Here is a 23,621-nt window from a genome sequence, read left to right as displayed (position 1 = left end):
TAGCGTACAAATTGTGCTTATCGATCATCCGGCTCTTAAGGCTGACAATGCGACTGGCTTTCCCCTCATTGATCTTCACGGCCCTGGCCTTGCTGCTGAACACCGCAGGCGTGAACGCTGCGCCACAACACGCCTTGACCGTGTATGGCGAACCGGCCAAGTACCCTGCCGGTTTCAGTCACTTTGCCTACACCAACCTGCAAGCCCCCAAGGGCGGCAGCATGCGCCGCTCGGCGATGGAAATCGGCCACTTCGACCACGTGTTGCCATACATCGACAAGGGGATTGGCGTGACTCAGGTCGACGGGATGATTTACTCGCCGCTGGCCCAGCGTTCGCTGGATGAGCCCTACACCGTGTACGGGTTGGTGGCAGAGAAAATGGAGCGTGCCGACGATGGTCTGTGGCTGCGTTTCTACCTCAATCCCAAGACTCGCTTCGCCGACGGCGCGCCCATCACCGCCGAAGACGTGCGCTACACCTTTAACCTGCTGATGACCCAGGGCAGCCTGCGCTATCGCACCCAATTCGCCGACGTCAAAGGCGTCGAAGTCGAGTCGCCGAGCACTATTCGCTTCGACTTCAAGAGCAGCGAAAACCGCACCCTGCCCCTGGACATTGCGACCCTGCCAGTATTTCCCGAGCACTGGTGGACAACCCGCGACTTCGCCAATGGCGGTGGTTACGAAGCCCCCCTGGGCAGCGGCCCGTACCGCGTCGGCAAGGTTGATTCGGGGCGCAGCATTACCTTCGAGCGCAATGCCGACTGGTGGGGCAAGGACTTGCCTGTCAGCCGTGGCCTGTACAACTTCGACCATTTCAGCATCGAGTACTTCGGCGACACCGATGTCGCTCGTCAGGTCTTGCGCGGCGGTGCCTATGACTACAACCGCGAGTTCTCGGCCACTGCGTATTCCATCGGTTACGAAGGTCCGGCGTTGAACGACGGTCGCCTGCAAAAAGCTCATCTGGCCAAAGAGGCACCACAACCTTCCCAGGGTTTTGTGTTCAATCTGCAAAAGCCGATGTTCCAGGACCGCCGTGTACGTCAGGCCCTGGCGATGCTCTGGGATTTCGAGTGGAGTAACCGGCAGATGATGCGCGATATGTACATTCGCCAGCAGAGTTACTTTTCCAATAGCCTGTTGGCAGCCAGGCAACTGCCCGATGCCGGCGAACTGGCGATTCTCGAACCCTTGCGCGGGCAGATTCCAGACGAGGTCTTTACCGAGGTTTTCGAAGCACCGAAGACCGACGGCAGCGGCCTGATCCGTGACAAGCAATTGCAGGCACTGGCGCTGCTCGAACAAGCCGGCTGGAAAGCCGATGGCGATCGACTGGTCAACGCCGAAGGCGAGCCACTGGCGTTTACCTTCCTGATCGGCCAGAACGGCATGGACCGTCTGCTACTGCCGTACAAACGCAACCTGGCGCAGATCGGGATCAATCTGGACATCCGCCGGATCGACTCGTCACAGTACGTAAACCGCTTGATGAGTCGTGACTACGACATGATCGTCACCGGCTATCCGGTAACCACCTCACCAGGGAGCGAGCTGTACAACTACTTCGGCTCGGCCGCCGCCACCGACCCCGGCTCCAATAATTACATGGTGCTGAAAAATCCGGCCGTCGACACGCTGATTACCGGTCTGGTCAAAGCCACCACCCAGGCTGACATGTTGCGTTATGCCCACGCACTGGACCGGGTGCTGCAATGGAACTACTACTGGATTCCCAACTATTACCCGCCAGGCTCCTCGACCGTGTGGTGGAACCGTTTCGGCATTCCGGCGATACAAGCGAGCAATGACGAAGCCATCGAGAGCTGGTGGGAAATGAGCCCAACGCCGCTGACCAACGAACAGATGGCCGTCGAACGCATCAGCCGTGGCAAACCCGGAGGGCCGCATTGATGCTGGCTTATATAGTTCGACGTTTGCTGCTGATCATTCCGACGCTGGTGATCATTCTGCTGGTCAACTTCGTGATCGTGCAGGCCGCACCGGGTGGCCCGGTCGAACAGGCCATCGCTCACCTGCAAGGCATCGGCGGCCCAGCCATCGGATCTTCCGGTGATGCCATCAGCCACGGCTCGCGGGCCAGCCGCGGGCTTGATCCACAATTGATCAAGGACATCGAAAAACAGTATGGCTTCGACAAGCCGGCACCGGAACGCCTGTGGCTGATGATCACCAGCTATGCCCGGCTGGACTTCGGCAAGAGCTTCTTTCGCGGTGCCACGGTCACCGACCTGATCCTTGAAAAAATGCCGGTGACCATCTCCCTCGGGCTTTGGGCGACACTGATCACCTACCTGGTATCAATCCCGCTGGGCATTCGCAAAGCCGTGCATCACGGCAGCCTCTTCGATATCTGGAGCAGCACCATAATCGTCATCGGGTACGCGTTGCCGGCGTTCCTGTTTGCAATGTTTCTGATCGTGGTATTTGCCGGCGGTACGTCGTTGAACTGGTTTCCGGTACGGGGACTGGTCTCGGAGAATTTCGATCAGTTGTCGACACTGGGAAAAGTGGCCGACTACTTCTGGCACCTGGTGCTGCCGGTGACGGCGCTGGTGGTCGGCGGTTTCGCTACCTTGACCATTCTGACCAAGAACTCGTTCCTCAACGAGATCACCCGTCAGTACGTGGTCACCGCCCGCGCCAAAGGCCTGAGTGAACGCCGAGTGCTCTACGGCCACGTGTTTCGCAACGCAATGCTGCTGGTGGTTTCGGGCATTCCCCAGGCGTTGATCAGCGTATTTTTTGCCGGTTCCCTGTTGATCGAGGTGATCTTTTCCCTCGATGGCCTGGGACGGATGAGTTATGAAGCGGCGGTGTCCCGGGACTACCCGGTGGTGTTCGGTTCGCTGTTCATCTTCACCCTGTTCGGTCTCTTGATAAAAATCATCGGCGACCTTTGCTACACCCTGGTCGACCCGCGCATCGACTTCGCCGCGAGGAACGCTTGATGCTCAATCTCTCGCCCCTGGCGCGCCGACGCTTCGAACGCTTCAAGAAAAACCGTCGAGGCTGGTGGTCGCTGTGGCTGTTCATCGGCCTGTTCGTCCTCACCCTCGGTGGTGAGTTGATTGCCAATGACAAGCCACTGGTACTCAGCTATCAGGGTTCGTTGTACTACCCGGCGTTCAAGCGCTACACCGAGCAAGAGTTCGGCGGGCAACTGCCGTTCCAGGCCGACTACCGCAGTGATTACGTGCAGAAGCTGATCCACAAGGATGGCGGCTGGATGCTCTTCCCGCCGATCCCGTTCAGCGACGACACGCCGAACTACGACCTCAATCAGCCGGCGCCGAGTCCACCCTCGAAGGTCAACTGGCTGGGCACCGATGATCAGGCGCGCGATGTCTTGGCGCGGGTGATTTTCGGCGCCCGGGTGTCGATACTGTTTGCGTTGGCGCTGACCTTCATCAGCGCACTGATCGGCATCGCCGCCGGCGCCTTGCAGGGCTACTACGGCGGTTGGGTCGACCTGCTCGGTCAGCGTTTGCAGGAAGTCTGGTCAGGATTGCCGGTGCTTTACCTGCTGATCATCCTGTCGGGTTTCGTCGAGCCGAACTTCTGGTGGCTGCTGGGGATCATGGCGCTGTTTTCCTGGCTGGCACTGGTGGACGTGGTGCGCGCCGAGTTCCTTCGCGGGCGCAACCTGGAGTACGTCAAAGCGGCGCGCGCACTGGGCCTGACCGACCGTAAAGTGATCGTGCGGCATATTCTGCCCAATGCGATGAACGCGACCTTGAGTTACCTGCCGTTCATTCTCACCGGGGCGATCTCGACCCTCACCGCCCTCGACTTCCTCGGCTTTGGCATGCCCGCCGGCAGCGCCTCGCTGGGTGAGTTGATCGGTCAGGGCAAACAGAATCTGCAAGCACCGTGGCTTGGGCTGACGGCGTTTTTCACTCTGGCGCTGATTCTTTCCTTACTGGTGTTTATCGGTGAAGCATTGCGTGATGCATTTGATCCGCGATCTTGATCCACGCTCTTGAGCCGCGATCTTGAGCCGCGATCTTGAAACGGACATTGAATATGAATGACAACCTGATCGAAATCCGTGACCTCAACGTGGCCTTCAGTGGTCAGGCTGCAGTGCGCAATGTGTGCCTGGACATCCGTCCCGGCGAGTGCCTGGCGCTGGTCGGCGAATCCGGCTCGGGCAAATCGGTGACCGCCCAATCGATCCTCCAACTGCTACCTGACGGCGGCACCGAAACCCGGGGCAGCATTCGCTATCGTGGCCAGGAACTGATCGGCGCGGACGTCGCGACCCTGCGAGCATTGCGCGGCAATCGCATCGCGATGATTTTTCAGGAACCGATGACCTCCCTCAATCCGTTACACAGCGTCGAAAAGCAGATTGGCGAAACCCTGTTGGTGCACAAGGGACTGGGTGACAAGGCGGCGCAAAAACGCACCCTTGAGCTGCTTGAACTGGTGGGCATCAAAAAACCCGAAGAGCGCCTCAAGGCCTATCCGCACCAGCTCTCGGGTGGCCAGCGGCAACGGGTAATGATCGCCATGGCGCTGGCCTGCGAACCCGAGTTGCTGATCGCCGATGAGCCAACTACCGCGCTCGATGTGACGGTACAGCGCAAGATCCTGCGGCTGCTCAAATCACTGCAACAACGCCTGGGCATGTCGCTGCTGTTGATCAGCCACGACCTCAATCTGGTGCGCAGCATCGCCCAGCGTGTCTGCGTCATGCACGCTGGGGAAATCGTCGAGCAAGCCGAGTGCGAGCGCCTCTTCAACCACCCGCAACATCCCTACAGTCGCCTGCTGTTGAACGCCGAACCGGAAGGCGAACCCCTGCCTCGTGACGAGCGTGAAGTGGTGCTGGAAGTCAACGACCTCAATGTGCGCTTTCCGCTGGGCGGCGGATTGTTCCAGCGCAAAACCTGGCTGCATGCAGTCGACGGCATCAGCCTGAGTATTCAACGTGGCAAGACGCTGGGCATCGTTGGCGAATCCGGTTCCGGCAAGTCCACCCTCGGCCAGGCGATCCTGCGCCTGCTCGACTCCGACGGCAGCATCCGCTTTCAGGGCGAGGCGCTCGACAGCCTGAACCAGAAGCAGCTGCGGCCCTGGCGCAAGCAGATGCAGGTAGTCTTTCAGGACCCGTTCGGCAGCCTCAGCCCGCGAATGTCAGTCGCACAGATCATCAGCGAAGGGCTGGAAGTCCACAGCCAATCAAGCGCTGCCGAATGCGAGCCCCAGGTCATTCAGGTGCTGAAAGAGGTTGGCCTTGACCCGCAAAGCCGCCACCGCTACCCGCACGAATTCTCCGGTGGCCAACGCCAACGGATTGCCATCGCCCGCGCTCTGGTACTGAAACCGGCATTGATTCTGCTCGACGAACCGACCTCGGCACTTGATCGCACGGTGCAAAAACAGGTGGTCGCCCTGCTCCGCCAGCTTCAGGAAAAATACGGCCTGACCTACCTGTTTATCAGCCATGACCTGGCAGTGATTCGCGCCCTGGCCCATGACATGATCGTGATCAAGGACGGTAAAGTCGTGGAACGCGGCGCCAGCCATGACGTGTTCGCCGCACCGCAGCACCCCTATACCAAAGAGCTGTTGGCCGCAGCGCATCCGGGCTGGGTATGATCGCGCACATGTCGTTTGCCCGCGTCGCGTCCATCGCGGGCAAGCCTTGCTCCTACGGTTTTTGTATCGTTCCCATTATTGGGATCGGCGCGGACCTGTAGGAGCAAGGCTTGCCCGCGATGACGCCCGAACAGACACCACACATTCTGGACACGACACCAATGAACACCACCGAAAGCCTCAAGGACTACCAACGTGTGCGCATGCTGGCGATCCGCTCGCTGTTCGAGATCATCGAGCAATCCAGCGAAGGCACGGTGATCGTCGACCGCGACGCGAACATCGTCTGGATGAACGAACGTTATGCCAAGCGCTTCGGTCTGGCGTCAGCTGAAGTGGCAATCGGCAGGCCTTGTGAAAGCGTGATCCCCGGCAGCCTGTTGCGCGAGGTGGTGCGTACCGGTCGACCGATCCTGCTGGACATGCAGGACACGTCCAAAGAACCGCTGGTGGTGATGCGCCTGCCGATTCACGATGACACCGGTGCGGTGATCGGCGCCATCGGCTTCGCACTGTTCGATGAACTGCGCAGCCTGTCGCCGATGCTCAAGCGTTACCTGAGCATGCAGGAAGAGCTTGCGTCCACGCGTTCGCTGCTGCGGGCCCGGCAAGCCAAGTACACCTTCGCCCACTTCATCGGCACCAGCGCCGCCAGCCTGGAGGTCAAACGCCGCGCCCGACGTAGCGCCAGCACCGAATCCCCGGTCTTGTTGCTGGGTGAAACCGGCACCGGCAAAGAACTGCTGGCCCAGGCGATTCATGGGGCCTCGCCACGGGCGCATAAAGCCTTCGTCAGCATCAACAGCGCGGCGATCCCCGAAGCGTTGCTCGAAGCCGAATTTTTCGGCACCGCGCCTGGCGCCTTCACCGGTGCAGATCGCAAGGGCCGCTCCGGCAAGCTGCAGATCGCTCAGGGCGGGACCTTGTTTCTCGACGAAATCGGCGACATGCCGCTGCCGTTGCAAAGCAAACTGCTGCGGGTATTGCAGGAAAAAGAATTCGAACCGGTCGGCTCCAACGAAGTGATCCAGAGCGACGTACGGGTGATCGCCGCGACCTCCACCGACCTTGAAGCGGCGATCAAACGCGGCGAGTTTCGTGCCGACCTGTATTACCGCCTCAACGTGTTGCCGATCCAGGTGCCGCCCCTGCGCGAGCGCCTCGACGACCTGCCGGCCCTGAGCGAAGCGATCCTGGAAGAGCTGCGCAGTCAGCATGAGCTCGACAGCCAGGCCCTGGAGTTGCTCGGCCAACACGCCTGGCCAGGAAATATTCGTGAACTGCGCAACGTGCTGGAACGGGCCGCTTTGCTCAGCGATGACCTGATCCTCAATGCCGCGGAAATTCGCGCGGCGATTGGCAGTTTTGTGCCGGTACAGCGTTGCGCATCACTGGCCATTGAAACCCATGCCAACGAGACCTTCAGTGCCGCACGCGAACGCTTCGACCGGCAGTTGATTGAAAGTACGCTCGCGCATTGTGGTGGCAAGGTGATCGACGCGGCGGCGCGGCTGGGGCTGGGGCGTTCGACGCTGTACAAGAAGATGGTGGCGCTGGGGATCGCCGAGTCTCTATAAAGAGATGCTTGTCTCTTTTTATAGACATGCCTTGAAACCGCGTCGCGGCCATCGCGGGCAAGCCTTGCTCCTACAGGTTTCGGGTGTACGCATCATCCGCGATCGGCACAAAATCTGTAGGAGCGGCCGGGCGGCGTTCCGTTTGCCCGCGATGGCGTCAACTCGAACAGCACAATCTCAAAACAGAGACGAATATTTTAAGAGTTATCGCCGTATATAAAAATATCCTTACTTATCAATAACTTAACAAGTTGGCACAAAACTCGCTATAGCCCCCTCCACACCCGCTCCACCCCAAAAAAAATAACAATCCAGGAGACACACCATGAGTGTGATCATTGCCTTGGCAGCCCTCGCGCTGCTGATGCTGGCTGCTTACCGTGGCTACAGCGTCATTCTCTTCGCTCCGATTGCCGCCCTTGGCGCGGTCCTGCTCACTGACCCCTCTGCCGTTGCGCCCGCCTTCACCGGCGTGTTCATGGAGAAAATGGTCGGGTTCGTCAAACTGTACTTCCCGGTGTTCCTGCTCGGCGCGGTGTTCGGCAAGCTGATCGAGTTGTCGGGCTTTTCACGTTCGATCGTCGCCGCAGCGATTCGTCTGCTCGGCACCCGCCAGGCGATGCTGGTGATCGTGCTGGTTTGCGCCCTGCTCACCTACGGCGGCGTGTCGCTGTTCGTCGTGGTATTCGCGGTGTATCCGTTTGCCGCGGAGATGTTCCGTCAGAGCAATATCCCGAAACGGCTGATCCCGGCGACCATCGCCCTCGGCGCCTTTTCCTTCACCATGGACGCCCTGCCCGGCACCCCGCAAATCCAGAACATCATTCCCAGCACCTTCTTCAACACCACCGCCTGGGCCGCGCCGTGGCTGGGTTTGATTGGCACGATCTTCGTCTTTTGCGCCGGCATGCTGTTCCTCCAGCGTCAGCGCAACAAAGCCCAGCGCAAGGGTGAAGGCTACGGCACAACGCTGCGTAACGAGCCGGAAACCGCCGAAGACGTGAAGCTGCCTAATCCGTGGATCGCGCTTTCGCCATTGCTGCTGGTGGGCATCATGAACCTGCTGTTCACCCACTGGATTCCGCTGTGGTACGGCAAGACCCACAGCCTGAGCCTGCCGGGCATGGCCGTGCCGGTGACCACCGAAATCGCCAAGCTCACCGCGATCTGGGCGGTCCAGGCGGCGTTGCTGGTCGGCATCGTCATGGTGCTGGTGTTCGGCTTCCAGGCGATCCGCGGCAAGCTCGCCGAGGGCAGCAGAAGCGCGGTCAGCGGCGCCTTGCTGGCGGCGATGAACACTGCATCGGAATACGGTTTTGGCGCGGTCATCGCCTCGTTGCCCGGCTTCCTGGTACTGGCCGACTGGCTGAAAAGCATCCCCAACCCGCTGGTCAATGAAGCGATCACCGTGACCCTGCTGGCGGGTATCACCGGTTCGGCCTCGGGTGGCATGAGCATCGCCCTGGCGGCGATGGCCAATGACTTCATCGCGGCAGCCCATGCGGCGAACATTCCGCTGGAAGTGCTGCACCGGGTCGCGGCCATGGCCAGTGGCGGCATGGACACCCTGCCGCACAACGGCGCCGTCATTACCTTGCTCGCGGTAACGGGCCTGACCCACCGCGAAGCCTATAAAGACATTTTCTGTATTACGCTGATCAAGACCCTGGCGGTCTTCGTAGTCATCGGTACTTTCTACGCCACCGGCATTGTGTGAGGCATTCATGACAACTCTTTCGGGCAAAACCGCATTGGTCACCGGCTCCACCAGCGGCATCGGTCTGGGCATCGCACTGAGCCTGGCCAAGGCCGGCGCCAACCTGATCCTCAATGGTTTCGGCGATGCCTCCACGGTCATCGCGCAGGTGCAGCAGTTTGGTGGCAAGGTCGGGCATCACCCGGCCGATGTCAGTGACCCTGCGCAAATTGCCGAGATGATCGCCTACGCCGAGCGCGAGTTCGGCGGCGTCGATATTCTGGTGAACAACGCGGGCATCCAGCATGTGTCTGCGGTGGAAGACTTCCCCGTGGAGCGCTGGGATTCGATCATTGCGATCAACCTGTCGTCGGTCTTCCACAGCACCCGTCTCAGCCTGCCAGGCATGCGTGCCAAAGGTTGGGGACGGATCGTCAACATCGCCTCGGTACACGGCCAGGTCGGCTCGGTGGGCAAGGCCGCCTACGTCGCTGCCAAGCACGGGGTGATCGGCCTGACCAAAGTGGTCGGCCTGGAAACCGCCACCAGCAACGTCACCTGCAACGCCATCTGCCCCGGCTGGGTACTGACGCCGCTGGTGCAGAAACAGATAGACGACCGCGCCGCAGCAGGGATTGACCCACAGCAGGCGCAACATGATCTGCTGGCCGAAAAGCAACCATCGCTGGAATTCGTGACCCCTTCACAACTGGGTGAACTGGTGCTGTTCCTGTGCAGTGAAGCCGGCAGCCAGGTGCGTGGCGCGGCGTGGAATATTGATGGCGGGTGGCTGGCGCAGTAGCCTTTACTCAAACTCTGTGGCGAGGGGGCTTGCCCCCGCCGGCCGGTCCGCGTTCGGGCGCAGCAGTCGCAAGTCCGGCTAATGCGTTGTCCGAGAGTACGCATGCCATTATTGGGGCCGCTTCGCAGCCCAACGCGGGCAAGCCCGCTCGCCACAACAGCGTGCGTGCAGTCATAAAAAAGAGGCCAATCATGTCAGAAGTTCTTTGGCAACCCAGCGCCGAACGCATCGGCAAGACCCGCATGGATGCCTTCCGCCGCTTCAGCAATCAGCGGTACAACCTGACACTCGCGGACTACCCCGCCCTGCACCAATGGAGCATCGATCAGCGCGAAGATTTCTGGCAGGCCATCGTCGATTTTTTTGAGATCAACTTTCACCAGCCACCGAGCACGGTGCTGCGTGAGGGTCCGCAGATGCCCAGCGCCGAGTGGTTTCCCGGCGCCACGCTGAACTTCGCCGAACACCTGCTGCGTCGTCGCGATGACGCAACTGCCGTGATTGCCATCGCCGAAAACGGCCAGCGCGAAAGCTTGAGTTACCGTGAGCTGGCCGAACACGTCGCCGGCCTGCAAAAAAGCCTGAGAGCCGCTGGCGTCGGCCAGGGTGACCGGGTGGCGGCGTGCATGCCGAACACTTGGCAGACCCTGGTGGGCATGCTCGCAACTACCAGCCTGGGAGCGATCTGGTCCTGCTCGTCACCGGATTTCGGCACGCATGGAGTGGTCGACCGCTTCGGCCAGATCGAACCGAAAGTGCTGATCACCTGCGCCGGTTATCGCTACGCCGGCAAGAAAATCGACCAGACGACCAAGGTCAACGAAATCCTCGAGCGCCTGCCATCGCTGCAGCAACTGATCATCGTGCCTTATGCCCGGCCACAGGCCCGCGTTGACGATTACAAAACCCAAGCCAACGTCGCGTTGTGGGACAGTTTTTATCGCCCAGGCGGCGAACCCGGGTTCGTCGCGGTGCCCTTCGCGCATCCGCTGTACATTCTCTACTCCAGCGGCACCACTGGCGTGCCGAAATGCATCATTCACAGCGTCGGTGGCGTGCTGCTGCAACACGTCAAGGAACACGGCTTGCACGTCGACCTCGGGCCAGACGACCGACTGTTCTACTACACCACCTGTGGCTGGATGATGTGGAACTGGCTGGTCTCGGCATTGGCAGTCGGCAGCAGCGTGGTGCTGTACGACGGCTCGCCTTTCCACCCCGGCCCGCAACGCTTGATCGACCTGATCGACAGCGAAGCCATCAGTGTCTTCGGCACCAGCCCGAAATACCTCGCGACACTGGAAAGCAATGAGATCCAGCCGCGTCTCAGCCATGACCTGGGCAGCCTGAAAGCCCTGCTCTCGACCGGTTCGGCACTGTCGCCGCAAAGCTACGAGTACGTTTATCGCGAGATCAAAAGCGATCTGTGCCTGTCGTCGATGTCCGGCGGTACCGACATCATTTCCTGCTTTCTGGCCGGTAATCCGGTCCTGCCGGTCCGCCGTGGCGAGATGCAGTGCAAGGGCCTGGGCATGGCGGTTGAAGTCTGGAATGAGGCCGGTCAGCCGGTGATCGGTGAAAAAGGCGAACTGGTCTGCACCCGGCACTTCCCGGCGATGCCGATCGGCCTGTGGAACGACCCGCAGCAGGAAAAACTCCGCGCCTCCTATTTCAGCCAGTTTCCGGGCGTCTGGGCTCAGGGCGACTACGCCGAACAACGGCCCAATGGCAGCTGGCTGATCCACGGGCGCTCCGACGCAGTACTCAACCCCGGCGGCGTGCGCATCGGCACCGCGGAAATCTACCGTCAGGTGGAAAAAATCCATCAGGTACTGGACTCGGTCGCCATCGGCCAGCAATGGCAGGATGACGTGCGCGTGGTGTTGTTCGTGCGCCTGCGTGACGGCGTAACGCTGGACGAAAAACTTGAGCAGGAGATTCGCCAGGTCATCCGCGCCAATACCACGCCTCGGCATGTGCCGGCGAAGATCGTCGCGGTGACGGATATACCGCGAACCATCAGCGGCAAGGTGGTCGAGCTGGCCGTCAGAAATGTTGTGCACGGCCAGCCGGTGAAAAATACCGATGCACTGGCCAACCCCGAAGCGCTGGAGCAATTTCGGGATCGACCGGAGCTGGCGAACTAAAAATCCGCGTAAGGGAATGTCAGTCCATCAGCCCCCATTCACCGGTTTCGGTGGATGGGGGGGCGGCATTCGGCACACTGTCCGCGTGCAACTTCAGGCGCAAGCGCAAGTTATTCACCGAATCGGCGAATTTCAACGCCTCTTCTTCATCGATCGCGCCCTCGACAACCAAATCGAACAACGCCGTATCAAACGTCTTCATTCCCGACTCTGCCGACTTTTCCATGATCTCCTTGAGCTGGTGAAGCTCATTGCGCCGTATCAGATCGCCAATGGTTGGCGTACCCAGCATCACCTCCACCGCCGCCCGGCGCTGCCCATCGCGGGTGCGTACCAGACGTTGGGAAACAAAGGCCTTGAGGTTGTTACCCAGATCATTGAGCAACTGCCCACGGCGTTCTTCCGGGAAAAAGTTGATGATCCGGTCCAGCGCCTGACTGGCGTTGTGGGCGTGCAAGGTGGAGAGCACCAGGTGCCCGGTGTCGGCGAAAGCCAATGCATGCTCCATGGTTTCGCGGTCGCGAATTTCACCGATCAGCACCACATCCGGGGCCTGACGCAGGGTGTTCTTCAAGGCGGCATGAAAGCTGCGCGTATCGACGCCCACCTCACGCTGGTTGATGATCGACTGTTGATGGCTATGGATATACTCCACCGGGTCTTCGATGGTGATGATGTGCCCGCTGCTGTGGCGATTGCGGTAATCGATCAACGCTGCCAGCGATGTCGACTTGCCCGAATCCGTAGCGCCGACGAACAACATCAGTCCCTGTTTGAGCATCACCGTCTCAAGCAGCACGGCGGGTAGTTTAAGGTCTTCAAAGCGCGGGATATCGAGTTTGATGTTGCGCGCCACGATCGACACGTCATTGCGCTGCTTGAAGATGTTGACGCGAAAGCGCCCGACGCCAACCAGAGAAACCGCCAGGTTCATTTCCAGCTCGCGGTCGAACTCTGCACGCTGCTCGACGTCCATAAGGGTCTCGGCAATCCGGGCGATTTCGCCGGGCTTGAACACTTCATGGGCCAGTGTTCGGAGCGCACCCTTGAAACGCCCGGTAGGCGGTGCGCCAGTCGACAGGTAAAGATCGGAGCCATCCTGGCTGGCCAGCATTCTTAGCAGCGAGTGAATGTCCATGGCAAAAAAATATCCATTGAGCCTTCCATTGAACGAAAATTGCCAAGGCACGCCACTTTTCACGCGTCCGAGCGTCTACTCCTTCGAAGCATAGTAGATGCCCCAGTACCGATATGTAGCACGGACATGATGCAGGAACCCTTGATGAACGGATCCCCTACCGGCAGCGACGCCCAGGCCTTGATTGCTCGACTCGACTGGGCACAAAGCCCACTGGGCTCTGCCAGCCACTGGCCGCAGAGCCTGCGCACCGCCGTGGACATCGTGATTCACTCGCCCATGCCCATGCTGTTGTTATGGGGACCAGAGCTCTCGCAGATCTACAACGACGGCTTTGCGCTGCTGGCCGGCAACAAGCATCCGCAGGCTTTCGGACAACCCACGCACCAGACATGGCCAGAACTTAAAGACTTCACCGACCCCATTTATAGCGCTGTCCTACAAGGCCAAGTGCGTTCCTACAGCGAGCAGCGTTTCAGCCTGCAACGTGATGGCGGCGAATCGGATGTCTGGCTGGACCTGACCTACAGCCCGATTCGTGACGAACGTGGGCAGGTCGCCGGGATCCTGGTCACCGCCATCGAAACCAATGAGCGCCGACGCATCGCCCTGGAGCTCAAACAACGCTCGGAGGCCAGTCTCAAGGCCCAGCACGAAACCGAAGAGCGCCTGCAACTGGCCCTCGCCGCCACCGACGCGGTGGGCACCTGGGATTGGGATATCGGCGAAGATCGCTTTATTGCCGATGCTCACTTCGCCCAGTTGCACAGTGTTGATCCGGCACTGGCCAGCCAACTGCCCATCACCGAATACCTCAACGGCGTGCACCCGGAAGACCGGGGCATGGTCGCCCGCAGCATCAAGCATTGCATCAGCCATGGCAGCGAATACGCCGAGGAATACCGACTGCTGCAAGCCAGTGGCGAAGTGCGCTGGGTCTTTGCCCGAGGCCGCTGCTACAAGGATCACCACGGTCGCCCCCTGCGTTTTCTCGGTGCCGCTCTGGACCTGACCGAGCGCAAGCACACCGAACAAGAGTTACGGCAAAGCCAGACCGAGCTGCAGCTGATCATCAACGCCATGCCGGTGCTGATCGGCTATGTCGATCATGAACAACGCTTTCGCCTGAACAACAGCGCGTACCTGGACTGGTACGGCATGACCCCGCAGGAGCTGTACGGTAAAACCATTCGCGAAATTCTCGGCGACGAACTCTATGCCACCCGCGTCGAACACATCAGCGCCGCGCTGGCGGGCAAAGCCTGCAGTTTCGAGGCCTATTCACCGCACCGCGACGGCCGACCGCGTTACGCACTGATGAAGTACCTGCCACGCTTTGGTTCTGACGGTGCGGTCAATGGCTTCTACATTTTCGTGATCGACGAAACCGAGCGCAAACAGACCGAGGAAGCCCTGCGCAACCTCAACGAGACGCTGGAAGAACGGGTCGACACACGCACCAAGGCACTGGCTGAAGCCAACCATCGCCTGCAAAACGAGATGTTTGAGCGTGAACGCGCCGAAGATGCGTTGCGCCATGCCCAAAAAATGGAAGCCGTCGGCCAACTCACTGGCGGTATCGCCCACGACTTCAACAACATGCTGACCGGGATTATTGGCAGCCTGGACCTGATGCAGCGCTACATTGCCGATGGGCGTAGCGATGAGATCGGCCGCTTTGCCGATGCGGCCGTGTCGTCAGCCAATCGGGCTGCCGCCTTGACTCACCGGCTGCTGGCATTCTCCCGCCGACAATCGCTGGACCGTCGACCGCTCGAGCCCAACACGCTGGTGCGTTCGCTCGAAGAGCTGTTGCGCCGCACCAAGGGCGAGCATATAGAACTGAAGTTTCAGCTGGCACCGGAAGTCTGGCCGGTCAACACCGATGCCAACCAACTGGAAAACGCCCTGCTCAACCTGGTGATCAACGCCCGCGATGCAATGCCTGAGGGCGGCGAGCTGGTGATTGAGACCGCTAATAGCTACCTCGATGGCAACGACATCAGCACCCTTGAGCCGGTCAAGGCCGGTGACTATGTGATGCTCGGCGTAAGCGACAACGGTACCGGCATGACTCCGCGCGTATTGGCCAAGGCCTTCGATCCGTTCTTCACCACCAAACCCATCGGCCAGGGCACCGGGTTGGGGTTGTCGATGATTTATGGCTTCGCCCAGCAATCCGGCGGCCACGTGACCCTCAGCAGTGAGCCGGGACAAGGCACGTCGGTGCGCCTGTATTTGCCACGCCTGCACAACGCGCCTCAGCACAGCTCGCTGGCGGCAGTCAGCCTGGGCAGCCCCTATGCAACGGCGGGCGAGTCGGTGGTGCTGGTCGAAGACGACCCTGCGGTGCGTATGCTGGTGCTCAATGTGCTGAACGAACTGGGCTACATCGCCCATGAGGCGCAAGATGCCAAAAACGCCCTGCCGCTGCTGGAGTCTGACCTGCGTATCGATCTGCTGGTAACCGATGTCGGCCTGCCCGGCATGAATGGCCGGCAACTGGCGGAAATCGCCCGTCAGCATCGACCTGGGCTTAACGTGCTGTTCATGACCGGCTACGCGGAAAAAGCCGCCGAACGTCAGGGTTTTCTCGACGAGGGCATGGACCTGTTGGCCAAGCCCTTCACCCTTGAACAACTGGCCGGCAAGATTCGCCACATGATCCGCCGAACCGGATGATTTGAGGCATAATCGCGCCCCGCCGCCACCACCGCTCCAAGGTAACTGCCCCAATGAAAGCTCAAGCCCGCCATATTCTGGTGAAAACCGCCGAAGAGGCCGAACAGCTCAAACAACGTATCGCCAAGGGTGAAGCCTTTGATGTGCTGGCCAAGAAGTATTCCACCTGCCCGTCTGGCAAACGCGGAGGTGACCTGGGCGAAGTTCGGCCCGGGCAGATGGTTGGCGCCATCGATGCGGTGATCTTCAAGAAACCGCTGCGTGTCGTGCATGGGCCGATCAAAAGCAAGTTTGGTTATCACCTGGTGCAGGTGTTTTACCGCGATTGAGAACACAGAGGGGGTCCTGTGGTGAGGGGGCTTGCCCCCTCACCACATTGACTGTATTTCAATCTTTGGGGATCAGTGCCCCCGGAACCTGGATCACCCGGCTCGCCAACCGATGCCCGGCTTCTGCAGCCTCTGCCGGGCTTGCGCCACGGAGCCGACTGGCCAGATACGCCGCGCTGAACGAATCCCCCGCCGCCGTGGTGTCCACCACCCGCTCGACGCGTAACGCCGGAACCTCGAACGACTCACCGTCACAGCGAATCAGACACGGCTCGGCGCCGCGCTTGAGCACCACTTCCGGTATGCCGATCTGCTCGTAGGCGGCGAACACCGCCGCCTCATCGGAAAAGCCGAACAACGCCTGTTCATCATCCACTGTCAGCAGTGCCAGATCGACATAGGGCAAGACTTCCCGGTACGCCGTCCGAGCCTGTTCGACGCTGCTCCACAAACGCGGCCGATAGTTGTTGTCAAAGACGATCCGCGCATCCCGCTGACGGGCTTCAATCAGTGTCTCGATGAGCTTTTTACGCCCTGCTTCGCCCAGCACCGCCAGGGTGATGCCACTGAAATACAGCACGTCGTAATCCGGCAGCGCCGCAAGAATCGGTGCCGCCGCCGGCGTGGTAAAGCAATCGCGCACGGCGGCTTCGTTGCGCCAATAGAGAAAACGACGTTCACCCGAAGCATCGGTCTGGATGCAGTACAAACCGGGCAAACGTCCCCGCAGTCGCTGGACCATGCCCAGACCGATACCTTCTTCGGACCAGCTCTGGCACATGGCATCGCTGAAGCTGTCATCGCCCAGCGCGGTGACGTAATCCACCGTGGCCCCATCACCCATTTCACGAGACAGGTAGACCGCGGTGTTCAGGGTGTCGCCGCCAAAACTCTGTTGCAAACTGCCGTCGGCGCGCTGCTGCAACTCGATCATGCACTCGCCGATCAGCGCAATGCGCGGGCTGTCGGGGCCGAGAGGGCTGAGGGTGTTCATGGTTGTGGGCTCTCTGGGGTTTCGGTGTTGTCTGGTAGGGCCTCATCGCGAGCAAGCTTTGCTCCTACGCTCAGCACAAACGCGTAGGAGCAAAGCTTGCTCGCGATGGCCGCGCCTCGGTCTCAAACCTTAAAAGCAGGTTTCCATGCTTTCGATGACGTTCAACTGCTCATCCACCAGGCAACCGGTGCGCCATTTGTCGAAGGTCAGGCACGGGTGAGACGTACCGAACGAGATGATGTCGCCCACACGCAACTGAACCCCGGGCGCGACCGTCATGAACGCATGCTGATCCATCACCGCCGTCACTTTGCAGGCACTGACGTCATCACCGATCGCTGGCAGCACACCCGCCCGGTAACGCAGCAACGGCACCGGCAGCCCCGCGTCATACGCTACATCGCGCTTGCCCAGGGCAATCACCGCAAACCCCGGCTCCGGCAACGACTGCACATGGGCCCAGACTTCCAGTGCCGGACGCAGGCCTTCATGCAAATCGCTTCGACGATCGAGCACGCAGCATTGTGCTTCCTTGTAGATGCCATGGTCGTGAGCCACGTAACTGCCCGGACGCAGCACGCTGAGGAAACGTCCGCCGGCGTTTTGGGCTTCGAACGACTCGGCGATCAGGTCATACCAGGCCGAGCCCGACGCAGTGATAATCGGCTTGCTGATGGCGAAAGCGCCGCTGTCTTGCAACTGCACCGCGAGGCGTACCAGGGATGCAGCAAAGTCGCGGATGCCGCTGACCGCCTGGTCGCCGTGAATCACCCCTTCGTAGCCTTCAATGCCGGTCAATGCCAACCCCGGCTGCGCTTTGATCGCCTCAGCCAGTGCCAGCACTTCGGCTTCGCTGCGGCAGCCGCAACGGCCGCCAACCACGCCGTACTCGATCATCACGTTCAAGCGCAGGCCGCGCGCGGCGAAAAATGCCCCGAGGTCGGCAACGTTGTCCGGGTGATCGACCATGCAGTAAAAGTCGAAAGACGGATCTGCCAGCAACTCGGCGATCAGCGCCATGTTTGGCGCCCCCACCAACTGATTGGCCATCAACACCCGGCGCACGCCATGGGCGTAGGCGGCACGAGTCTGCACCGCAGTGGCGAGGGTAATGCCCCAGGCGCCCGCCTCCAGTTGGCGACGAAACAACGACGGGGTCATGCTGGTTTTACCGTGCGGCGCCAGCTCGGCACCGCTGTGGCTGACGAATGCCTGCATCCAGTGAATGTTGTGCTCCAGCGCTTCGCGGTGCAGCACCAGCGCCGGCAGGCTGACGTCACGCACCAGGTTGGCGCCGGGTTGGCCGGCGCCCTTTTCCACGGCGGCGATGTTCAAGGCAGAAGACATGTTCTAACTCCTCACACGCGGCCGCGAACGGCCACTGTTATTCGTTGATGCGACGGGCCAGGTTGTTCGCACTTTCGATCAGCACCCGGCGATAGTCGTTGTAATTGTTCTTGGCATCGGCCCTTGGGGCGACGATGCACAGGGTCGCAATGGCGACGCCACTCGGGTCTTTCACCGGGGCGGCGAAGCAATGGGTAAAGGTGTCGGCGACGCTGTCGAAGGAGAAGAATCCGTCGATAGCGGCCTGACGGATTTCCGCCAGAAAACGCTCCAGCGGCAGGCGTTCGCCATCAGGCAGGATGAAGTCATCTTCATCGATCAGGTCGATTATTTGCTGATCGCTCAAGTGCGCCAGCAACAAGCGCCCGGAAGCGGTCCACGGGATCGGCGCGTTCTCGCCGATGTCCGAGGAAATGCGGAAGTGCCGTTCGCCCTCCTTCATCAGCGCCACCGTGTACTTGCGCCCGTTGAGCAGGCACATCTGCGCGGTTTCGCGGGTCTGGCTGACGATTTCCTGCAAGGCATGATCGGCCTCGCGGCTCAGGTCGAAATGGCGCAAATGCGCTTGCCCCAGAAAGTACAGTTGCCGGCCAAGATAGACGTGACCTTCCTTGCCCACCGGTTCGAGAATCCGTCGTTCAAGCAGCGACGCGACCAGTTCGTAGACCGTGGATTTCGGGCTGCCGATACCGCTGGCGATATCGTTCGGGCGCAGCGGCTGGCCAATTTCCTTGAGGAAGTCGAGGATATCGAACGCCCGGTCCAGACCGCGAGCCCGGCGCTTGATGGTGTCTTCGGTCATGTCAGTGGGTTCTCATTCAAATTCGCCGGGGAGTTTAACCAGAGTGAGGTCGCGACCGTTAGGCCCTCATCGCGGGCGCCTAGCTCTTGCCCGCGATGGGGCCACCTCGGTTCAGGCCTTCTTCTTATACGCCACACAATCAATCTCGACCTTGCAGTCGACCATCATGTTCGCCTGCACACAGGCCCGGGCCGGTGCGTGCTCGGGGCTGAAGTATTCGGAGAAGACTTTGTTGAAGCTCCAGAAATCCCGTGGATCTTCCAGCCATACGCCCGTACGCACCACGTCTTCCAGGCCATAGCCGGCTTCTTCGAGGATCGCGATCAGGTTGCGCATGGTCTGGTGAGTCTGTTCGACGATCCCGCCGGCAATGATTTCGCCGTCCACCGCTGGCACCTGGCCAGACACATGCAGCCAGCCATCCGCTTCGACCGCGCGGGCGAAAGGACGGGGCTGGCCGCCACCGGCGGTGCTACCAGTGCCGTAACGAGTAATGCTCATGGGTGTTTCTCCTGATTCGATATTGAATGTTAAAAACGCGTGTTCTTGAGAAACTCCGCCAAACGCGGAGATTGCGGGCGTTCGAACAGCTCCTTGGGTGGCCCCTGTTCTTCGATTCGCCCCTGATTCATGAAGACGATCTTGTCCGAGACTTCAAAGGCAAAACGCATCTCGTGGGTCACCAGCAGCATGGTCATGCCATCCTCGGCCAGGCCCTTGATCACGCTCAATACTTCGCCGACCAGCTCCGGGTCGAGTGCCGACGTCACTTCGTCGAACAGCATCAGGCTCGGGTTCATCGCAATCGCCCGGGCAATCGCCACGCGCTGTTGCTGACCACCCGACAACTGACCCGGATAGTGATCGCGACGTTCCAGCAGGCCGACACGCTCCAGCCATTTTTCCGCCAGCACCACCGCTTCGTCCTTGTGCAGCTTTTTGACTTTCAGCAGGCCAAGGGTGACGTTCTGCAACGCCGTGAGATGGGGAAACAGGTTGAACTGCTGGAACGCCATGCCGGTCATCGCCCGATGCTGGGCAATGACTTTTTCCGAGTGACGCACACGTTTGCCATTGACCTCGTGGTAACCGATGGACTCACCATCGAGCAGGATCTGCCCGCCCTGGAACTCTTCGAGCATGTTCACGCAGCGCAGCAGCGTGGTCTTGCCCGAACCGCTCGAGCCGATCAACGTGACCACGTTGCCACGCTGCATGGTCAGGTCGACGCCCTTGAGCACTTCGAGCGGGCCGTATTGCTTGTGCAGGCCGCGAATATCCAGCAGGGCCTGGCTAGCGTTCTGTGTCGAAACTTGAGCTTGAATCATGGCAAGGCCACCCGCTTTTCAATATGCCGGCCGAGTAATTCGATGGCGTAGTTGATGATGAAAAAGAGAAAACCGGCAAACAGGTAAAACTCCAGGGTCATGAAGGTCCGCGCAATGATCTGCTGGGTACTCAGCAGCAACTCGGCCACACCGATTACCGAGAGCAAGGTTGAAGCCTTGACGATTTCGGTCGACGAGTTGACCCAGGTCGGCAAAATCTGCCGCAGCGCCTGAGGCAGCAGCACGTAAGCGAGAGCCTGATAAAACGTCAGACCGATGGCCTTGCTCGCTTCCATCTGCCCACGTGGCAGCGCTTGCAACGCACCGCGAACGATCTCGGCAACGTGCGAACCGCAGAACAGCGTCAGCCCCAGCACTCCGGCCTGGAACGCATCGATCTGCCAGCCCAGTGCGGGCGCCATGTAGAAGCAGGCCAGCACCAGCACAAACACCGGCGTGCCACGGATCAGGTCGACGTAAAAACGAAACGGTGCACGCATCCATAGCGTGCCGTAGGTCAGCACCAGCCCGGCAACGATGCCGATCAGGGTACCCAGCATGATCGCCAGGACAGAGCACTGCACACTGGTCAAAAACCCCGACCAGAGGGTGTCGCGGGCGACCCATAATTCATGCAACCAACTTGGGGACTCGTACATGGGGGCGCTCCTAACGGCGAATCGCCAGACGCTGCTCGAGGTAACGCAGCAGCATCGCGATGAGATAACAGGCCGCAACATAGAGCGCTGTCGTCACCAGCCAGGTTTCAATCACCCGGTAGCTCTCGACGTTGATCTTGCGCGCGTAATAGGTCAGCTCCGGCACGGCAATCGCCGCCGCCAGCGAGGTGTCCTTGAACAGCGAAATGAAGTTGTTCGAGAGCGCCGGCAACACGTTGCGCAACATCACCGGCACGGTGACGTACGCCTTGACCTGCCACTCCCCCAGACCAATCGCCAGCCCGGCTTCACGCAGGCCTTTGGGGATGCTCAACAACCCGCCACGGAACACTTCGGTCAGGTACGCCCCGGCATACAACGACAGGGTGATGATGAACGACGGCAGCTTGTCCAGCCGGATACCCAGGCTCGGCAGCGCAAAGTAGATCAGCAGAATCAACACCAGAATCGGCGTGTTACGGATCACCGTCACGTACACCGACGCCAGCACCCGCAATGCGCGGTGCTTTGAGAGCAAAGCAAACGCCATCAGCAGGCCGATCACGCAACCGATGGCGATCGACACCAACGCCAGTTCAAGACCCAGGCCGAGCCCCGCCAGCAAGGTGTCGAAATCGCGCCAGACGGCGGCAAAGTTCAACTGATAGTTCATGGTCAGCAGTACCTTGAGCGGGGCGCGTTATGGGCGCCCCACTCTCACGGGATCATTTGAATTCGACAGGGAAGCCAATTGCCGGGGACGGCAGATCGACACCAAACCACTGTTTGAACGACGCCGCGTAAGTCGGGAACTCAACGCCGGTCATGGCTTCATGCAAGACGGTATTGACGAAATTCAGCCAGTCCTGATCGCCGCGTTTAACCGCGCAGGCGTAGGTTTGCGGGCTCCAGGCATAGGTCGGGCTGCGATAGCGGCCGGGGTTCTGCACCATCAGGTATTTGACCGAAGACTGGTCGGTGGCAGCGGTGTCGGCACGGCCGGAGTTCACTGCCTGGTACATCAGGTCGACGCTGTCGTATTGGTCAACCTTGGCCTTGGGCAGCGCCTGGTGCACCAGTTCTTCGGCATAGACGTTTTGCAGCACCGCCACGGTGACGCTGTCGCCGGCCGCCTTCAGGTCTTCGATTTCCTTGTACTTGCTGTTGGCCGGCAACAGCAGGCCAACGCCTTCGCGGTAGTACGGCAGGGTGAACGCCACTTGCTGCGCACGGCTGGCGGTGACGGTAATGAACTGGCAGCTCATGTCGACCTTGTCGGTCAGCAAATTCGGAATCCGCGCGTCTGACGACTGCACCACGAACTCGACCTTGCTCGGGTCATTGAACAAACCCTTGGCGACCATCCGCCCGATGTCGATATCAAAACCCTGCAATTTTCCGTCCGCGCCCTGGAAGTGCCACGGCGCGTTGGTGCTGCCCGTGCCCACGATCAAATGCCCACGCTTCAACACATTGTCGAGCCTGCTGTCCGCCGCCTGGGCAATGCCCACGGCAGAGGCTGTGGCCGCAAAGAGAAAAACACACGCTGTAAACAAGGAAAGTCGACGCTGCATGACGGGCACTCCAGGATGATGTTTATTCCGCTATAACGGAACATGGTATGTAACAACGGAATAGACAGCAGAAAGTGTGCCATAGCCCGAACGGAAAATCCCAAGGCAAATGAAATGTGAATCGAATCAACGGGATATGTGAAAGCACAAAAAAGGCGTTACCAAACGACGCAGCGCACAAGCGCTACCGTTGGCTACAGGCACGGGTAGTTGGGCCCCAATTGAGGGCGAGCGAGCCGATACGTGTCATGAAAACCACCATCCACTCTGCTACCACCGTTCGTCGACTTTTGTACCTGACCTGTCAGATCTGACAGTTGTAGGTTGCTTGTTTCTGGCGCTCAATCTTTTTACCCCGACTTCAGAGGCCTTTCAGATGTCGCTGAGTCGTGATGATCAACTTCGCGTAACACCCACTTACAGGAGTTTCCAAATGTCCCTACAACCCGCAGAAAATAATTTGCTGCTCAATGGTGATTTTTCACGGAAGGGAGAGCACTGGACACCTAACTCGCCAGCGAAGGTCGAGTATTCCGAGGGGTACTGTGCCTTGCAGGTTAATGCCCAAATTACTCAGCGCGTTACGTTCGAAGGCGGGGGAGATTTCAAGTTTTCCGTAAAAATGAAAACGGACAGTGGTTCAGCGTGCCAGGCAACGGTCGTGATGCATCCCTCCAAGCAGAGCAAACAACTCGATCTGGGCGGCGGCATGCACTGGACTGAAAAAGAACTTCACTTCTCTGCTCCAGCTGACACTCAGCACATGGAAGTCGAGTTGCTGGCAAACGATGGTGCAAGCGGCGTCTTCGGGTCGCGCTTTGATGATGTGGTGCTCAAACGGCTCTGAATGACGCTGTGGCTTGACGGCGGTCCGTCAATTCTCCTGACGGACCCGTTCGAACTCGCAACTTCTTTT

The 23,621-nt window shown here is 59.9% G+C and carries 20 protein-coding genes; 11 read left to right on the top strand and 9 right to left on the bottom strand.

Going from position 1 to position 23,621, the window contains the following annotated elements; translation table 11 throughout:
• The first annotated feature begins 47 nt into the window (after window positions 1–47).
• The 8 genes from AABM55_RS12050 (at window position 48) to AABM55_RS12015 (ending at window position 11,852) form a co-directional block, all read left to right on the top strand.
• Entirely contained in the window at window positions 48–1,916 is a 1,869-nt protein-coding gene (locus tag AABM55_RS12050; RefSeq protein ID WP_347929680.1) for an extracellular solute-binding protein, read from the top strand.
• Entirely contained in the window at window positions 1,916–2,974 is a 1,059-nt protein-coding gene (locus AABM55_RS12045; protein WP_054596817.1) for a microcin C ABC transporter permease YejB, read from the top strand. Before AABM55_RS12050 ends, AABM55_RS12045 begins: the two co-directional genes overlap by 1 nt.
• Complete coding sequence (locus AABM55_RS12040) at window positions 2,974–3,996, top strand: ABC transporter permease (protein ID WP_054596816.1); 1,023 nt, start codon at window positions 2,974–2,976, stop codon at window positions 3,994–3,996. The genes AABM55_RS12045 and AABM55_RS12040 overlap by 1 nt, the downstream gene beginning before the upstream one ends.
• 53 nt (window positions 3,997–4,049) lie before the next feature.
• The gene (locus AABM55_RS12035; RefSeq protein WP_347929679.1) at window positions 4,050–5,630 is read left to right on the top strand and encodes an ABC transporter ATP-binding protein; all 1,581 of its coding nucleotides are present in this window, start codon (window positions 4,050–4,052) and stop codon (window positions 5,628–5,630) included.
• 161 nt (window positions 5,631–5,791) lie between these two features.
• On the top strand, window positions 5,792–7,207 hold the full coding sequence (locus AABM55_RS12030) for a sigma-54-dependent Fis family transcriptional regulator (RefSeq protein WP_103315240.1): 1,416 nt from the start codon (window positions 5,792–5,794) through the stop codon (window positions 7,205–7,207).
• A gap of 325 nt (window positions 7,208–7,532) precedes the next feature.
• The gene (locus AABM55_RS12025; RefSeq protein WP_347929678.1) at window positions 7,533–8,924 is read left to right on the top strand and encodes a GntP family permease; all 1,392 of its coding nucleotides are present in this window, start codon (window positions 7,533–7,535) and stop codon (window positions 8,922–8,924) included.
• A gap of 7 nt (window positions 8,925–8,931) precedes the next feature.
• Window positions 8,932–9,705, top strand: a complete 774-nt coding sequence (locus AABM55_RS12020) for a 3-hydroxybutyrate dehydrogenase (RefSeq protein ID WP_054596812.1) — start codon at window positions 8,932–8,934, stop codon at window positions 9,703–9,705.
• 191 nt (window positions 9,706–9,896) lie between these two features.
• Window positions 9,897–11,852, top strand: coding sequence for an acetoacetate--CoA ligase (locus AABM55_RS12015; protein ID WP_347929677.1), 1,956 nt, complete (start codon window positions 9,897–9,899; stop codon window positions 11,850–11,852).
• Window positions 11,853–11,871: 19 nt separating this feature from the next.
• Here AABM55_RS12015 and AABM55_RS12010 read toward each other — a convergent pair whose 3' ends face one another.
• Window positions 11,872–12,990 (bottom strand): PilT/PilU family type 4a pilus ATPase, encoded by a 1,119-nt coding sequence (locus AABM55_RS12010; protein WP_347929676.1) that lies wholly within the window; start codon window positions 12,988–12,990, stop codon window positions 11,872–11,874.
• A gap of 144 nt (window positions 12,991–13,134) precedes the next feature.
• Between AABM55_RS12010 and AABM55_RS12005 the strand changes: the two genes are divergently transcribed.
• Window positions 13,135–15,672, top strand: a complete 2,538-nt coding sequence (locus tag AABM55_RS12005) for a PAS domain-containing protein (RefSeq protein ID WP_347929675.1) — start codon at window positions 13,135–13,137, stop codon at window positions 15,670–15,672.
• 53 nt (window positions 15,673–15,725) lie between these two features.
• On the top strand, window positions 15,726–16,001 hold the full coding sequence (locus AABM55_RS12000) for a peptidylprolyl isomerase (protein ID WP_019690952.1): 276 nt from the start codon (window positions 15,726–15,728) through the stop codon (window positions 15,999–16,001).
• A gap of 58 nt (window positions 16,002–16,059) precedes the next feature.
• Here AABM55_RS12000 and AABM55_RS11995 read toward each other — a convergent pair whose 3' ends face one another.
• The 8 genes from AABM55_RS11995 to AABM55_RS11960 form a co-directional block, all read right to left on the bottom strand.
• Window positions 16,060–16,995: a sugar kinase gene (locus tag AABM55_RS11995; protein ID WP_347929674.1), complete on the bottom strand. Its 936-nt coding sequence runs from the start codon at window positions 16,993–16,995 to the stop codon at window positions 16,060–16,062.
• 129 nt (window positions 16,996–17,124) lie between these two features.
• Window positions 17,125–18,342, bottom strand: a complete 1,218-nt coding sequence (locus AABM55_RS11990; RefSeq protein ID WP_347929673.1) for an amino acid deaminase — start codon at window positions 18,340–18,342, stop codon at window positions 17,125–17,127.
• A 37-nt stretch (window positions 18,343–18,379) separates the two neighbouring features.
• Window positions 18,380–19,144: an IclR family transcriptional regulator gene (locus AABM55_RS11985; protein ID WP_347929672.1), complete on the bottom strand. Its 765-nt coding sequence runs from the start codon at window positions 19,142–19,144 to the stop codon at window positions 18,380–18,382.
• 111 nt (window positions 19,145–19,255) lie between these two features.
• Window positions 19,256–19,645 carry a RidA family protein gene (locus AABM55_RS11980; RefSeq protein WP_054596805.1) on the bottom strand — a complete coding sequence of 130 codons (390 nt, stop codon included), beginning with the start codon at window positions 19,643–19,645 and terminating at the stop codon, window positions 19,256–19,258.
• Between the two features lie 29 nt (window positions 19,646–19,674).
• Complete coding sequence (locus tag AABM55_RS11975; RefSeq protein WP_347929671.1) at window positions 19,675–20,472, bottom strand: amino acid ABC transporter ATP-binding protein; 798 nt, start codon at window positions 20,470–20,472, stop codon at window positions 19,675–19,677.
• A complete protein-coding gene (locus tag AABM55_RS11970; protein WP_054596803.1) occupies window positions 20,469–21,131 on the bottom strand; it encodes an amino acid ABC transporter permease in 663 nt (220 codons plus the stop codon). Before AABM55_RS11970 ends, AABM55_RS11975 begins: the two co-directional genes overlap by 4 nt.
• A gap of 10 nt (window positions 21,132–21,141) precedes the next feature.
• A complete protein-coding gene (locus AABM55_RS11965; protein WP_054596802.1) occupies window positions 21,142–21,804 on the bottom strand; it encodes an amino acid ABC transporter permease in 663 nt (220 codons plus the stop codon).
• A gap of 52 nt (window positions 21,805–21,856) precedes the next feature.
• Window positions 21,857–22,705, bottom strand: coding sequence for a transporter substrate-binding domain-containing protein (locus tag AABM55_RS11960; RefSeq protein WP_054596801.1), 849 nt, complete (start codon window positions 22,703–22,705; stop codon window positions 21,857–21,859).
• A gap of 433 nt (window positions 22,706–23,138) precedes the next feature.
• Between AABM55_RS11960 and AABM55_RS11955 the strand changes: the two genes are divergently transcribed.
• Window positions 23,139–23,552: a hypothetical protein gene (locus tag AABM55_RS11955; protein WP_347929670.1), complete on the top strand. Its 414-nt coding sequence runs from the start codon at window positions 23,139–23,141 to the stop codon at window positions 23,550–23,552.
• Window positions 23,553–23,621 lie beyond the last annotated feature (69 nt).

Origin of the sequence: Pseudomonas helvetica (assembly GCF_039908645.1) — a bacterium.
In the GTDB taxonomy this organism is placed as follows: Bacteria; Pseudomonadota; Gammaproteobacteria; order Pseudomonadales; family Pseudomonadaceae; genus Aquipseudomonas; species Aquipseudomonas helvetica.
The sequence above is the reverse complement of the archived record's forward strand: the minus strand, read 5'-3'. Positions and strand labels throughout refer to the sequence as shown.

What these genes read in the sequence shown, in the direction of transcription:
- AABM55_RS12050 (WP_347929680.1), top strand. Translation starts at nt 48, where the DNA reads ATGCGACTGGCTTTCCCCTCATTGATCTTCACGGCCCTGGCCTTGCTG.
- AABM55_RS12045 (WP_054596817.1), top strand. Translation starts at nt 1,916, where the DNA reads ATGCTGGCTTATATAGTTCGACGTTTGCTGCTGATCATTCCGACGCTG.
- AABM55_RS12040 (WP_054596816.1), top strand. Translation starts at nt 2,974, where the DNA reads ATGCTCAATCTCTCGCCCCTGGCGCGCCGACGCTTCGAACGCTTCAAG.
- AABM55_RS12035 (WP_347929679.1), top strand. Translation starts at nt 4,050, where the DNA reads ATGAATGACAACCTGATCGAAATCCGTGACCTCAACGTGGCCTTCAGT.
- AABM55_RS12030 (WP_103315240.1), top strand. Translation starts at nt 5,792, where the DNA reads ATGAACACCACCGAAAGCCTCAAGGACTACCAACGTGTGCGCATGCTG.
- AABM55_RS12025 (WP_347929678.1), top strand. Translation starts at nt 7,533, where the DNA reads ATGAGTGTGATCATTGCCTTGGCAGCCCTCGCGCTGCTGATGCTGGCT.
- AABM55_RS12020 (WP_054596812.1), top strand. Translation starts at nt 8,932, where the DNA reads ATGACAACTCTTTCGGGCAAAACCGCATTGGTCACCGGCTCCACCAGC.
- AABM55_RS12015 (WP_347929677.1), top strand. Translation starts at nt 9,897, where the DNA reads ATGTCAGAAGTTCTTTGGCAACCCAGCGCCGAACGCATCGGCAAGACC.
- AABM55_RS12010 (WP_347929676.1), bottom strand. Translation starts at nt 12,990, where the DNA reads ATGGACATTCACTCGCTGCTAAGAATGCTGGCCAGCCAGGATGGCTCC.
- AABM55_RS12005 (WP_347929675.1), top strand. Translation starts at nt 13,135, where the DNA reads ATGAACGGATCCCCTACCGGCAGCGACGCCCAGGCCTTGATTGCTCGA.
- AABM55_RS12000 (WP_019690952.1), top strand. Translation starts at nt 15,726, where the DNA reads ATGAAAGCTCAAGCCCGCCATATTCTGGTGAAAACCGCCGAAGAGGCC.
- AABM55_RS11995 (WP_347929674.1), bottom strand. Translation starts at nt 16,995, where the DNA reads ATGAACACCCTCAGCCCTCTCGGCCCCGACAGCCCGCGCATTGCGCTG.
- AABM55_RS11990 (WP_347929673.1), bottom strand. Translation starts at nt 18,342, where the DNA reads ATGTCTTCTGCCTTGAACATCGCCGCCGTGGAAAAGGGCGCCGGCCAA.
- AABM55_RS11985 (WP_347929672.1), bottom strand. Translation starts at nt 19,144, where the DNA reads ATGACCGAAGACACCATCAAGCGCCGGGCTCGCGGTCTGGACCGGGCG.
- AABM55_RS11980 (WP_054596805.1), bottom strand. Translation starts at nt 19,645, where the DNA reads ATGAGCATTACTCGTTACGGCACTGGTAGCACCGCCGGTGGCGGCCAG.
- AABM55_RS11975 (WP_347929671.1), bottom strand. Translation starts at nt 20,472, where the DNA reads ATGATTCAAGCTCAAGTTTCGACACAGAACGCTAGCCAGGCCCTGCTG.
- AABM55_RS11970 (WP_054596803.1), bottom strand. Translation starts at nt 21,131, where the DNA reads ATGTACGAGTCCCCAAGTTGGTTGCATGAATTATGGGTCGCCCGCGAC.
- AABM55_RS11965 (WP_054596802.1), bottom strand. Translation starts at nt 21,804, where the DNA reads ATGAACTATCAGTTGAACTTTGCCGCCGTCTGGCGCGATTTCGACACC.
- AABM55_RS11960 (WP_054596801.1), bottom strand. Translation starts at nt 22,705, where the DNA reads ATGCAGCGTCGACTTTCCTTGTTTACAGCGTGTGTTTTTCTCTTTGCG.
- AABM55_RS11955 (WP_347929670.1), top strand. Translation starts at nt 23,139, where the DNA reads ATGTCCCTACAACCCGCAGAAAATAATTTGCTGCTCAATGGTGATTTT.